This window comes from Nocardia wallacei (assembly GCF_029868745.1).
In the GTDB taxonomy this organism is placed as follows: Bacteria; Actinomycetota; Actinomycetes; order Mycobacteriales; family Mycobacteriaceae; genus Nocardia; species Nocardia wallacei_B.
In genome coordinates, this window is the sequence record NZ_JARWOP010000115.1 from 14,622 (window position 1) to 29,755 (window position 15,134).

1 protein-coding gene is annotated in these 15,134 nt (G+C 68.1%); it reads left to right on the forward strand.

Annotated features, from left to right (window positions below; all coding sequences use genetic code 11):
- The first annotated feature begins 52 nt into the window (after window positions 1-52).
- Window positions 53-15,133 (forward strand): amino acid adenylation domain-containing protein, encoded by a 15,081-nt coding sequence (locus QH470_RS08800; protein WP_425302637.1) that lies wholly within the window; start codon window positions 53-55, stop codon window positions 15,131-15,133.
- Window position 15,134: the final 1 nt, after the last annotated feature.

The window sequence follows — 15,134 nt, forward strand, 5'->3', positions numbered from 1 at the left end:
TCGCACACAGGATTTCCGGTCCATCCGGTGTGCGCCCGCAGGAAACCACACAATGACGGCTTGTTCGATATGCAATCCGGGAGTTAGGTCACCTATGCATCGTTCGACTTCGATTCAGAACGAACTTTGGATCGCTCACGAATTGTCGGATATTCCTAATAATTGCATTGTTTATATCGATATCCGTGCCGCATTGGACCGACGCCGCATGGACACCGCGCTCCGACAGGTATTCGCCGAGTCGGAGGCGCTGCGGGTGAACTTCCTGCGCGGCGCCGACGGGCTCATGGCCGTCGAACGGGATATCGACGGCTGGGCCTCCGCGTACGTCGATTTCACCGCGGAGCCCGATCCGATATCGGCCGCCTTCGAATATATGGCCCGGGACCGTGAGTCGGGTTTCGATCTGGAGCGGGATGCGCTGCTGCGGGTCGCGCTGCTGCAGGTGGGAGATGATCACTATTTCTTGTCGGCGTGTTTCGATCACATCATCATGGACGGTGTGGGCGTCGCGGCCTGGGCGCAGCGGGTGCTGGATGTGTACGGCGCGCTGACGGCCGAAACCACTCCCGAGCCTTCGGGTTTCGTGAGCATCGACGATATCGTCGAAGACGATCGTGCCTATCGCCGCCACCAATGGGCGCTCGATCGCGAGTACTGGCGCGGGCGCGTGCGGCCCGATGTCGACCCGCTGCGGCTCCCGGGCCGTGCCGATGCCGACGCGCAGCCCGGACGGCTCGGTCGCACGTACAGCTTCTCCGCCGCGGCGCTCGGCGAACTGGTGAGTGCGGCGCGCGCCGCCGAGGTCAAGCTGCCGTTCCTGCTCATGTCCGTCGCCGCGGCCGCCATCCAGCGCTGTTCGCTGCGCGACGAATTCTGCCTCCAGATGCCGGTATCGAACCGGGTCGGCCGCGCCGGCCGGACGCCGTGCCAACTCTCCGATACCGTTCCCCTGCCCATCGAGTCGAGTCGCGACCTCTCGCTGCGCGAGCTGGCCGCCAGGATCGCCGGCGCCTTCTCGGAGGCCGAACCCCATCTGCGGTACGGGATTCCGGACATTCTGCGCGACAGGCGGATACCGAACACCGGGCACAACCCGTTCGGTCCGGTCGTCAATGTCATGTCGTTCTTCGGCGCCCTGCGAATGAGCGGCGGCACAGCCGATCTCCAGCTGTACTCGGCCGGAAACAGTGGCGATCTGTCGATCGTCTTCTATTACGAGCGACAGTCGGAGCGTGGGGGATATCTACGGCTGGAGGGGGACGCCCGCGTATACACCGACGACGATCTCCGCACTTATCTCGGATTCATCGAGCACTATCTGCGGCAAGCGATGTCCGATCCGGCCGTGCCGATCGGGGACGTAGATATTCTCGGTGACGACCGCCGGCTGGTGACGGATGTATGGAACGACACCGCAGTGCCGATCGATGCGGATGCGACGCTGCCAGGGTTGTTCGAGGACCGAGCGCGGCAGGTACCGGACGCGGTGGCGGTGGTCTCCGACGGTGTCGAACTTTCCTACCGGGAGCTGAACGCGCGGGCGGACCGCGTCGCGCGGGAATTGATCGTGCGAGGCGTGGGTGCGGATAGTGTTGTGGCCGTGGTCCTGCCGAGATCGGCGGACCTGATCGTCGCGATGCTGGCGGTGCTGAAAGCGGGCGGCGCCTATCTTCCCCTCGATCCGAGTTATCCGGCGGACCGGCTGGCATTCGTGCTCGGGGATGCCGCGCCGGTCACGGTCCTCACCGATGGCGCCACTTCGAAAGCCGTGCCGGAGAACGGGATTCCGCTCATTCTCCTCGACGAGATCGGCGCGGAATTCCCGCACGAACAGGCGGCGGCCCGCGAACCGCGACCCGGCAACCTCGCATATGTGGTGTATACGTCCGGATCTACCGGAACACCGAAGGGTGTCGCCGTCACCCATCGCAATGTGGTCTCGTTGTTTCTCGGCACCGCTTCGTGGTGTGAATTCGGTCCCGACGACGTCTGGGCCTGGTGCCATTCCCAGGCGTTCGACTTCTCCGTCTGGGAAATCTGGGGCGCGCTGCTGCACGGTGGCCGGATCGTGGTTGTGCCCTGGGATGTGGTGCGCACTCCCACACAACTGTGGGATTTGGTGGTGGACAAGGGAATTACGGTCCTCAACCAGACCCCCGCCGCATTCCGTGCCCTGGCGGAGGCCCGATTGCTGCGCGACAGCACCGATTCCGCGCTGCGCCTGGTGATATTCGGCGGAGAGGCGCTGCACGACACGCACGTGCGGCCCTGGTATGCGGCCGGACGCTCCGAACTTCCGGCTCTCGTGAACATGTACGGAATTACCGAGACCACGGTCCATGTGACGCGGCTGGACCTGTCGACGGTACACGACATCGCGGGCGGCAGCCCTATCGGGCGTCCGTTGGCCAATGTCCGGGTGTACGTGCTGGATTCGTGGATGCAGCCGGTTCCGGTCGGGGTAGCGGGTGAGTTGTACGTGGCCGGTGCCCAGGTAGCGCGCGGGTATCTCGACCGGCCCGCGCTGACCGCCGCGCGGTTCGTGGCCGATCCGTTCGACCCGGGCGGCCGGTTGTATCGCACGGGTGATGTGGTGCGGTGGAACTCCGCCGGGCAGCTGGAATTCGTGGGCCGGGCCGACGATCAGGTGAAGATCCGCGGATTCCGCATCGAACCGGGCGAAGTGGAAGCCGCGCTGGCACAGCATCCTTCCGTCTCACAGGCGGTCGCGACCGGCCGTGACGTCCGCGGTGACACCAGGCTGGTCGCGTATGTCGTGGTCGACCGAGGCAGTCCGGTCGACGGCGGGGAGGTGCGTCGATGGGTGGCGGATCGGCTGCCCGATTTCATGGTGCCGAGCACGGTCACGGTGATCGAGTCGATTCCGTTGACCGCCAACGGGAAAGTGGATCGGCGGGCACTGCCCGATCCCGAGGTGGCGTCGTCGGCGGAATATCGAGCCCCCGGCAGCGAGCGTGAGCGGGTACTGGCGGAGCTGTTCGCCGAAGTCCTCGGACTCGATCGAGTGGGCGTGGACGACAACTTCTTCGAATTGGGTGGCCATTCGCTGCTGGCGACTCGGTTGGTGAGTCGTATACGGGTGGTGCTGGGAATCGAGGTATCGATCCGCACGGTGTTCGACGCCCCGGCCGTCGCGCAACTCGCGACCCGGTTGGACGCGAACGCTTACGTGCGTCCGGCGCTGTCGGCCCGGCCGCGCCCCGATGTGGTGCCACTGTCGTTCGCGCAGCGGCGGTTGTGGTTCATTCATCGGCTCGAAGGTCCTTCGGCTACCTACAACATCCCGTTGGCCGCACGGCTGCGGGGCGTCTTCGACCCGGACGCGTTCGCGGCGGCGGTCGGTGATGTGATCGCGCGGCACGAGAGTTTGCGGACGGTTTTCGCCGAGGTGGACGGTGTGCCTGCACAGCGGGTGCTCGAGGTCGCGGATCTCGAACCGCCGGTGACGGTTGCGGACGTGGATTCCGAGGCGCTCGATGCGGCCGTGACCTCGGCCCTCGGGCACCACTTCGATCTGTCCACCGAGATCCCCGTGCGCGCGTCCGTATTTCGTGGTGACGGCGACGAGTACGCCATGGTTTTGCTGATGCACCACATTGCCGGTGACGGGTTGTCGGCGGCCGTGTTACTGCGCGACTTGTCGACGGCGTATACGGCACGGCGAGCGGGCCGACCGCCGGAGTGGGCGCCGTTGCCGGTGCAGTACGTGGATTACACGCTGTGGCAGCAGGACTGGCTGGGGGCGAGCACCGACCCCGACAGCATCCTGTCTCGTCAATTCGAGTACTGGCGGCGCGAACTCGACGGGTTGCCGGAGGAGTTGCGGTTACCGACCGACCGGCCACGGCCGCGGATGGCGTCCTATCGCGGGGACATGGTGCTGTTCGACATCGATCCTGAAATCCGTGACGCGGTGGAACGCCTGGCCGTTCGTGAGGGTGCGACGGTGTCGATGGTGTTGCAGTCGGCACTGGCGGTGTTGTTGTTCAAACTCGGTGCGGGCGAGGATATCCCGATCGGATCGCCGATTGCCGGACGCACCGATGAGGCGTCGGCCGATCTGGTGGGATTCTTCGTCAACACGTGGGTGCTGCGCGCATCGGTCGCTCCGGCCGCCGCCTTCACCGAATTGCTGGCGCAGGTGCGAGCGAAAGCGCTGGCCGCGTACGAGAATCAGGACGCGCCGTTCGAGTTGCTGGTCGAATTGCTCAATCCGGCCCGCTCGGCGGCCCACCATCCGCTGTTCCAGGTGCTGCTGAGCTTCCAGGACAACACCCTGGCGACGCTGGAGCTGCCGGGCGCCGACATCGAGCCCAGGCCGCTCGCCACCACGACCTCACGATTCGATCTGACCGTCAATATCGGCGATACCGCCGGCACCGCCGGGTGGGAAGGATTCATCGAGTACGCCACGGATTTGTTCGACCGCCCCACGGTCGAGGCGATGGCGGCGCGGCTGGTGCGAATACTGCGGCAGCTGATCGCCGACCCGCACACCGCGATCGGGTCGATCGAGGTGCTGGGCGCCGACGAACGCGAACGAGTAGTGCACCGCTGGAACGACACCGCCGTCGAGGTCCCCGGCGGCACCGTGCTCGACTTGTTCCGCGCGCAGGTCGCCCGGACACCGGACGCGGACGCCGTGTACTGCGGTGATATGGTCCTGTCGTATCGGGAACTCGATTCCCGGGCCGATCGGGCGGCGCGGCTCCTCATCGCACACGGAGTCGGCCCGGATGCCGTGGTCGCGGTGGCACTGCCGCGGTCGGCGGAACTGATCGTGACGGTGCTGGCTGTGCTGCGGGCGGGCGGTGCGTATCTGCCGATCGATCCGGCCTATCCGTCGGATCGGCTGGCCCTCATCTTCTCCGATGCCGCGCCGGTGGTCGTCGTGACCGACTCCGCCACCGCGAACATCCTGCCGCACACCGAGATACCGCAACTCCATGTGGAGACCCTCGACCGGGCCGGAGAGCTCGATCGGCCCGCTCGGATCGCGCCGGCGTATCCGCAGAATCTGGCCTACGTGATCTACACCTCCGGTTCGACCGGGGTGCCGAAGGGCGTCGGCATCACCCACCGGAACCTGCTGAATCTGGTGTCCCAGACCTGGTCGGCAGGGCCGGGCGAACGCGTGCTGGCGCATTCGTCGATCGCCTTCGACGCGTCCACCTACGAGATCTGGCCCGCGCTGACCAGTGGCGGCGCACTGGTCGTGGCCACCGAGCAGCGCTCGGACCCGGCCGAGATCATCGACCTGGTCGGTACTCGATCGGTGACGAAGATGTTCTCGACCCCGGCATTTCTCTCCGCGCTGCTCGACCGGGCGGAGTCGGCGCCCGGCAAGGGATTACGAAGCCTGAACCAGCTGATCGCCGGTGGCGCGGAGCTGACCTCTCCGACCGCGCGCCGAATGAAAGCCCTCGCCGCGACGGCCAACGGCTACGGTCCGACGGAGACCACGGTGTTCGCCACCATGTTCGCGGTGGGCACGGCGTCGACGGGCCTCTCGGTGCCGATCGGTGCTCCGTTGGCGAATATGCGTGTGTACGTGCTGGATTCGTGGTTGCAGCCGGTTCCGGTGGGGGTGGCCGGTGAATTGTGCGTGGCCGGTGCGCAATTGGCGCGCGGGTATCTCGGACAGGCGGCGCTGACCGCCGCGCGGTTCGTGGCTGATCCGTTCGATGTGGGTGGCCGGTTGTATCGCACGGGTGATGTGGTGCGGTGGAACCCTGCGGGGCAGTTGGAGTTCGTGGGTCGTGCCGACGATCAGGTGAAGATCCGCGGATTCCGGGTCGAGCCGGGCGAGGTGGAAGCCGCACTCGTACAGCATTCTTCGGTGTCGCAGGCCGTGGTGGTGACGCGTGACACCGAGGCGGGCGGCAAACAGCTGATCGCGTACGTCGTCGCCGATCCGGGCAACCCGGCCGACGGCGGACGACTGCGCCGGTGGGTGGCCGACCGGCTGCCGGAATTCATGGTGCCGGCCGCGGTGACGGTGATCGACTCGATTCCGTTGAACCCCAATGGAAAAGTGGACCGCCAAGCCCTGCCCGACCCCGAATTCACCGCGATGGCCGACTACCGCGCACCGGATACCGAGCCCGAGCGGGTGCTGGCCGGACTGTTCGCGGAGATTCTCGGGGTCGATCGGGTCGGTGCGGACGACAGCTTCTTCGCCCTGGGCGGGCATTCGCTGCTGGCTACCCGGCTGGTGAGCCGGATCCGGGCGACTTTGGGAATCGAGGTGCCCATTCGGACGGTGTTCGACGCACCCACCGTCGCACAGCTCGCGCACCGCATGGATACCGGTGTCCAGGTCCGCCCGATACTGACCCCCCGGCCGCGACCCGATGTCGTGCCGCTGTCGTTCGCGCAGCGACGGCTGTGGTTCATCCATCGCCTGGAGGGCCGGTCCGCCACCTACAACATGGCCCTGGCGGTCCGCTTGCGTGGCGTCGACATCGCGGTCCTGCGTGCCGCGGTCGGTGATGTGGTGGCCCGGCACGAGAGCCTTCGCACGATCTTCGCCGATGTCGACGGCGAACCGTCGCAGCGCGTACTCGACTCCGGCGATGCGGACGTGCCGTTCCTCGTCACGGACACGACCGCAACGGAATCGGCGCCGGAAGTGACCGCGGCGGCGCGGTACGGATTTGAGCTGTCCGCGGAGATTCCTTTGCGCGCCACCGTCTTTCGCCGTGACTCCGACGAGTGTGTGCTGGTGTTGCTGATACACCATGTCGCCGGGGACGGCTGGTCGATGACGCCCCTGCTGAACGACCTGTCGACGGCGTACGCGGCACGCCTCGAGCATCGCGCGCCGGAGTGGACGCCGTTGCCCGTGCAGTATGTGGATTACACGCTGTGGCAGCGGGAATTACTGGGGTCGCCGAACGATTCGGGCAGTGTGCTGTCCAGGCAGCTCGAGTACTGGCGCCGTGAACTCGACGGATTGCCCGAGCAACTGCGCCTGCCGGCCGACCGGCCGCGGCCCCGGGCCGCGAGCTATCGCGGCGACATGGCCTATTTCACCATCGACCTCCCGACCCGGACGGCGGTGGAGCGGCTGGCGGCCCGCCGGGGCGCGACGGTGTCGATGGTGTTGCAGTCGGCGTTGGCCGTGCTGTTGTCGAAACTCGGTGCGGGACAGGATATCCCGATCGGAGCGCCGATCGCCGGGCGCACCGACGAGGCTCTGACCGATCTGGTGGGGTTCTTCGTCAATACCTGGGTGCTGCGGACCGAAGTGACGCCGGAGTCCCCGTTCACCGACATCATGGCCCAGGTCCGCGCCAAGGCGCTGGCGGCGTACGAGAACCAGGACCTTCCGTTCGAATTACTGGTCGAATTGCTCAACCCGGCCCGCTCGGCGGCACATCATCCGCTGTTCCAGGTGTCGCTGGCATTCCAGAACAACACCATGCCCGCCCTGGATCTGTCCGGTGTCCGGGCCGAGCCCTACCCCGCGCCCACCGGCACCTCCCGCTTCGATCTGTTCTTCAATATCGCGGATGCTCCGCCCGGCCGGGAGTGGAGCTGTTTCGTGGAATACGCGACCGAGCTGTTCGACCGGTCCACGGTCGAGGCGATGGCGCAGCGATGGGTGCGATTGCTGCGGCTGGTCGTGGCCGATCCGGACGTGCCGGTCGGGTCGATGGATGTACTCGGCTCCGACGAGCGTGAACTGGTCCTGCGCCGTTGGAACGACACACCCGTGGCAGTCCCGGACACCACGCTCGTCGGTCTGTTCGAGGACCGGGCCGCGCTCTGCCCGGATGCCGTCGCCGTGGTCTGCGACGAGACCGAGGTGACCTACCGCGAGCTGGATACTCGCGCGGACCGGCTGGCGGGCGCCCTGCGTGCTCGCGGGGTGGGCCCGGACACGGTGGTGGCGGTCGCGCTGCCCAGGTCCGCGGAGTTGCTCGTGGCGTTGGTCGCGGTGCTGAAGGCCGGTGGCGCGTATCTGCCGATCGACCCGGCCTATCCGTCGGAGCGGCTGGCGTTCGTCCTCACCGACGCCGAGCCGGTGGCGCTCGTCACCGATCGGCCGACCTCGAAACTCCTGCCCCGCAACGCGATACCGCCGCTGTATCTCGACGAGACCGACCTCGCCGACATGAGCGACCGCCGCCGGAACGTCGCGGTACGGCCGCGGAATCTGGCCTACGTGATCTACACCTCGGGTTCGACCGGTGTGCCGAAGGGCGTCGGGATCACTCATGGGAACGTGGTGAATCTGCTCGCCCAGGCATGGACGGCGACCTTCGGGGATCGGGTGCTGGCGCATTCGTCGGTGGGGTTCGACGCCTCGACCTACGAGATCTGGCCCGCGCTGACCGGTGGCGCGGCGCTGGTCGTCGCGAGCGGGCAGCGATCGGATACGAGCGAGATCATCCGCGTGGTCCAGGAGCGGTCGGTGACGAAGATGTTCGCGACCCCGCCTCTGCTGTCGGCGCTGGTGGAGCACCTGGAAACCTTGCGCGGCAACCCTTTCGAGAGTCTGACGCAGATCGCCACCGGCGCCGACTCACTCACCGGTGAACTGGCCGATGCGCTGAAATCCGCACGGCCGGGCCTGCGGCTCGACAATCTCTACGGGCCGACCGAGGCGACGGTCGATGTCACGGCACTGGCCGTACCCGACGGCGTCACCGGCACGGTGCCGATCGGTGCGCCGGTCGCGAATACCCGGGTGTTCGTGCTGGACTCGTGGCTGCTGCCGGTACCCGTGGGAGTCCCGGGTGAACTGTATGTCGCCGGCGCGCAAGTGGCCCGCGGGTATCGGGGGCGGGCCGCGCTGACCGCGACGCGATTCGTGGCCGACCCGTTCGATGCGGGCGGCCGGGTGTATCGCACGGGCGACGTGGTGCGGTGGAACTCCGCCGGAGAGCTGGAGTTCGTCGGCCGGGCCGACGACCAGGTGAAAATCCGCGGTTTCCGCGTCGAGCCGGGCGAGGTGGAAGCCGCACTGGCACAGCATCCTTCGGTGTCGCAGGCGGTGGTGGTGGCCCACGACACCGATACCGGCGGCAAGCAATTGGTCGCCTATGTGGTCCCCGACAGCCGCGGACCGGCCATCGGCGAGGACGAATTGGTCGGTCAGTGGCGGCGGGTGTACGACGACCTGTATTCCGGCACGGCCGCTCTCGGGAACGCCGGTGCACCGGCGGCGTTCGGCGCGGACTTCTCCGGCTGGAACAGCAGCTATACCGGGGCGCCCATCCCGATCGAGCAGATGCGGGAATGGCGGGCCGCCACCGTCGACCGCATTCGAGAATTGCGGCCGCGCCGGGTGCTCGAGATCGGTGTCGGCACGGGACTGCTGCTGTCGCAACTGGCCCCCGAGTGCGAACAGTATTGGGCCACGGACTTTTCCGCCGCTACCATAGCCACACTCGAACGGCACTTGCGCGAACTCGGCGCCGACTGGACCGACCGGGTCGCCCTCGAGGTCCGGGCCGCCGTGGACACCCGCGGACTGCCGGAGAACCACTTCGACACCGTGGTGCTGAACTCCGTCGTGCAGTACTTTCCCGGCGAGGCCTACCTGCGCCGGGTGCTCGGACAGGCGCTGCGGCTGCTGGCTCCCGGCGGTGCGATATTCGTCGGCGACGTGCGCAACCTGGCACTGCTCGAGGAATTCGCCACCGCGGCGCAGCTCGCGCGGCACGGTGTCGGAGATGCCGCGGCGATCGGTCGCCGGGTGCGCCGGGATATCGCCGCCGAACAGGAACTCCTGGTGGCGCCCGAGTATTTCGTGAGCCTGTGTCGCGAAGGCGACGATGTCGACGCCGTCGATATCGAACTCGAGCGCGGCCGCTGCCTCAACGAATTGAGCCGGTACCGCTACGACGTCGTGCTGCGCAAGTCGCCCTCGCGGCCGCTGTCGGTCGCCGACGTGCCGAAAATCGAGTTCCGTGACCAAGATCGGCTGCGCGAGACGCTCCGGGAACGCCACAGCGACGGCATTCGCATCACCGGCATTCCGCACGCCGGGCTGATCGATGAGGTCGAAGCCGCCCGTCGCGTCCGCGGCGGCCGTCTCGGCGACGCCACCCAGGGGCTCGCCGTCGGGGTGGAAGGCGTGCTCGCTGCTACGAACGAGCGGCCGGGCGACGGCCTACTGCCCGAGGATCTGCACGCGCTCGGACGGCGATTCGGATACGCCACCGCGGTCACCTGGTCGGCGGAACCGGACCGGATGGACGCGGTGTTCGTCGATCCCGTCGTCGCTCGCGGTCGCGCGCTGACCGACGTCTACCAACCGCCGGTCCCGCTGGGTGACCCTGCAGCTCATACGAACAACCCGCAGATCGGCATCCTGGCCGCCGACGCGCGCCGATTCGCCGAGGCGCGGCTGCCGGAATTCATGGTGCCCGCGGTGGTGATGGTGATCGACTCGGTGCCGTTGACGGTGACCGGGAAACTCGATCGCAGGGCCCTGCCGGATCCGGAGTTCGCCTCGTCGATGGAGTACCGGGCGCCCGGCAGCGTCGAGGAGCAATCGCTGGCGGACCTGTTCGCCGAGGTGCTGGGGCTGGACCGGGTCGGCGTGGACGACAACTTCTTCGCGCTCGGCGGCCACTCACTACTGGCGACGCGCCTGGTCAGCCGCATCCGGGCGGTGCTGGGCGTGGAAGTGCCGATTCGGACCGTCTTCGATGCCCCGACCGTCGCGCAGCTGGCGGCCGGACTGGACACCGGCGCGCGGGTGCGCCCCGCGCTGTCGGCCCGGCCGCGCCCCGACGTGGTGCCGCTGTCGTTCGCGCAGCGACGGCTGTGGTTCATCCACCGTCTCGAGGGACTGTCCGCGACCTACAACATCGCGCTGGCGCTGCGCGTGACCGGTGCGTTCGATGTGGCGGCCTGCCGGGCCGCGGTCGGCGATGTCCTGGCCCGGCACGAGAGCCTGCGGACGATCTTCTTCGAAGATGACGGCACGCCCGTGCAGCGAGTGCTCGACGCCGCCCAGCTCGTGGCGCCGGTAACCGTGTGCGATGTCGATGCCGCCGAACTGGACTCGGCCGTGACCGCCTCGGTGCGGTACGGATTCGAGCTCTCGTCGGAAATCCCCCTGCGCACCACCGTCTTTCGCGTCGGCGCGCGGGATTGCGTGCTGGTGGTCCTGATCCATCACATCGCCGCCGACGGCTGGTCGATGACCCCACTGCTGCGAGACCTCGCCACGGCCTATACGGCGCGACTGGGCGGGCGCGCGCCGGACTGGGAGCCCCTGCCGGTGCAGTACGCGGATTACACGCTGTGGCAACAGGAACTGCTCGGCTCGCACCTCGATCACGAGAGCGTGCTGTTCCAGCAGTTCGAATACTGGCGCCGCGAATTGGACGGTGTGCCGGAGCAATTGCGGTTGCCGACCGATCGGCCGCGCACCCGGCTGGCCGACTATCGGGGCGACATGGTGCTGTTCTCCATCGACGTCGACACCCGCGCGGCCGTGGAGCGGCTGGCGGCGCGCGAGGGCGCGACGGTGTCGATGGTGTTGCAGTCGGCCTTGGTCGTGCTGCTGTCCAAACTCGGTGCGGGAGAAGATATTCCGATCGGTTCGCCGATCGCCGGGCGCACCGATCAGGCCTTGGCCGATCTGGTGGGTTTCTTCGTGAATTCGTGGGTGCTGCGGGCGCAGGTGGATTCGGCCGCGTCGTTCGCCGAGTTACTGGGGCAGGTGCGGGCGAAGGCGCTGGCGGCGTACGAGAATCAGGACGTTCCGTTCGAATTACTGGTCGAATTGCTCAATCCCGTGCGGTCGGCGGCGCATCATCCGTTGTTCCAGGTGTCGCTGGCATTCCAGAACAACACGCTGCCGGCGCTGGAACTGCCGAATGTGCGAATCGAGCCGTACCCGGCCTATACGGCGACGGCACGGTTCGACATGTTCTTCAATATCACCGACGCCCCGGCCGGCCGGGAATGGGCCGGGTTGGTCGAGTACGCGACCGGGTTGTTCGATCGGTCCACGGTCGAGGCCATGGCGGATCGGCTGGTGCGGATTCTGAGACGGGTCGCGGCCGATCCGGGTACGCCGGTGGGAGCGATCGACGTGCTCGAGGTCCGGGAGCGGGAACTGCTGTTGCGGCGGCGCAACGAGACCGCCGCACCCGTCGCCGACACCACCCTGGCCGCATTGTTCGAGGCTCAGGCCGCCCGGACCCCGGAGGCGGTCGCGGTCGTCGGTGCGGACACGAGCCTGACGTATCGGGAACTCGATACCCGCGCGGAGCAGTTGGCGCGGTCGTTGACCGCGCGTGGCGTGCGTCCGGATTCGGTTGTCGCGGTGGCGTTGCCGAGATCCGCGGCACTGATCGTGGCGATGCTGGGCGTGTCGAAAGCCGGTGGCGCGTACCTGCCGATCGACCCGGCCTATCCGCCGGACCGGCTGGCATTCATCTTCACCGATGCCGCGCCGGTACTCGTCGTGACCGACTCCGCCACCGCGGGCGGACTGCCGCACACCGCGACACCGCACCTGTGTCTCGATGCCCCGCACGCCGAGGACGCGGGCGGCCGGGAGCGGTTCGTGGCGCGGCCGGGAAATCTGGCGTACGTGGTCTACACCTCGGGTTCCACCGGTGTCCCGAAGGGCGTGGGAATCACCCACGCCAACATGGTCAATCTGGTTTCCGGGGCGTGGCCGACCGGCACGAGCGACCGCGTGCTGGCCCATTCGTCGATCGCCTTCGACGCGTCGACCTATGAGATCTGGCCCACGCTGTGCGGCGGCGCGACGGTCGTGGTGACGAGTGCCCAGCGCTCCGATCCGGCGGAGATCACGCGGTTGATCGAAACCTGGTCGGTGACAAGGATGTTCGCGACCCCGCCGCTGCTGTCGGCCCTGCTCGACCATGCCGGGTCGGTCCCGGGCACGCCCCTGGCCACGCTGGAACAGATCATGTCCGGCGGCACCGAACTGACCGCGGACGTGGTGCGCGCACTGCACGCGAAATACCCCCGAACCGGGATCGTGAACGGCTACGGCCCCGCTGAGACGACGGCCTGCGTGACCGAGCACGCGGCCGCCGCGGGCGGTGACGGCACGGTCCCGATCGGGCGTCCGGCGCGGAATGTGCGTGTGTTCGTGCTGGATTCGTGGCTGCTGCCGGTGCCGGCGGGAGTCGTGGGCGAGCTGTATGTGGCCGGTGCGCAAGTAGCTCGCGGCTACCTCGGCCGCCCGGCGTTGACCGCGGCGCGGTTCGTGGCCGACCCGTTCGACGCGGGCGGCCGGCTGTATCGCACCGGCGACGCGGTGCGGTGGAACTCCGCCGGGGAGCTGGAGTTCGTCGGCCGGGTCGACGATCAGGTGAAGATTCGTGGTTTCCGCGTCGAGCCGGGGGAGGTGGAAGCCGCACTGGCGCAACATCCTTCGGTATCGCGCGCCGTCGTGGTGGCGCGCGATACCGGCTCCGGCGACAAACAGCTGATCGCGTACGTCGTCGCCGACCGATCCGGTCCGTACCACGCCGAGGACGATCTGGTCGGAGAGTGGCGGCAGGTGTACGACGACCTGTACGTCGGCAACGGCGACGGGGCGGACAAGCCGGTGTTCGGCGGGGATTTCGGTGGCTGGAACAGCAGCTACACCGGGAAACCCATACCGCTGGAGGATATGCGGGAATGGCGTGCGGCCACCGTCGAGCGCATCCGCGACCTGTCGCCGCGCCGCGTGCTGGAGATCGGTGTGGGTTCGGGCCTGTTGCTGTCGCAGCTCGCCCCGGCATGCGAAGAGTATTGGGCGACAGACCTTTCCGCCGCCACCATCGGCACACTGCGGGACCAGCTGCGCGGCCTGGGTGTGGGCTGGGCGGACCGGGTGTTCGCGAGCGCTCAGGCGGCCGATGACACGAGTGGATTGCCCGACGGTCATTTCGACACCGTGGTGCTCAACTCCGTCGTGCAGTACTTCCCCGGCGAGGCGTACCTGCGGCGGGTCCTCGACGGGGTGCGGCGCGTGCTCGCCCCCGGCGGCGCGGTCTTCGTGGGTGACGTGCGCAATCTGGCACTGCTGGAACAGTTCACCACCGCGGTCGAGATCACCCGCAACGGTGGCGACGACCCCGCCGCGGTCCGGGACCGCGTGCGCCGGGGCGTGTCCGCCGAGAAGGAACTGCTGATCGCCCCGGAGTACTTCGTCGGTCTGTGCCGCGAGGCGGGCGGTTTCGGCACCGTCGACATCGAACTCGAGCGTGGCCGCGCGGTCAACGAGCTGACCCGGTACCGCTACGACGTCGTGCTGCGCGAGGCCCCGGCGAACCCGCTGTCGGTGGCCACCGTGCCGGAAGTCGCGTTCCGCGACGAGGATTGGTTACGCGCGCTGGTGGCGGCCCCGCACCCCGAAGGCATTCGCGTCACCGGCATTCCGCGCACCGGGCTGCTGGGCGAAACCGAGGCCGCCCGGCGCATCGGGACGGGCCGTCCCGTCTCGGTCGATCAACTCGACGACCCCGATCCGTCCGGCCTGCTGCCCGAGGATCTACACCGGCTCGGCCGGCGATGGGGGCACCGCACCGCGGTGACCTGGTCCGCCCAACCGGATCGGATGGACGCGGTCTTCATCGACGCCGCGACCGCGCGGAACCGGCCGCTGACCGATGTCTACCTGCCCACGGCCGCCGCGGATGATCCGGCGGCGCACGTGAACCGGCCCCAGGACCTGCTCCTGCCGATCGATCTGCGCAGGCTCGCCGCCGAGCGGCTGCCGCAGTTCATGGTGCCCGCGGCGGTGCTGGTCATCGACTCGCTGCCGTTGACCGCCAACGGAAAGCTCGATCGCGGCGCATTGCCCGACCCCGAATTCGCCTCGTCGACGCGCTACCGCGCCCCGGGCAGCGAGCGCGAACGGGTCCTCGCCGAGTTGTTCGCCGAGATCCTCGGGCGCGACCGGGTCGGTGTGGACGACGACTTCTTCGCACTCGGCGGCCATTCGCTGCTGGCCACCCGGCTGGTCAGCCGGATTCGGGCGGTGCTGGGCGTGGAGGTTCCGGTCCGGGTGATATTCGACGCCCCGACCGTCGCGCAACTCGCACAGCGGTGGGAACAGCTGGCCCCCTCTCGGCGACCGGCGCTGCGCAGGATGAACAGAGAGGTGGTCTGAG

Coding starts and splice junctions, on each gene's coding strand:
- QH470_RS08800 (WP_425302637.1), top strand. CDS start 53: ATGACGGCTTGTTCGATATGCAATCCGGGAGTTAGGTCACCTATGCAT.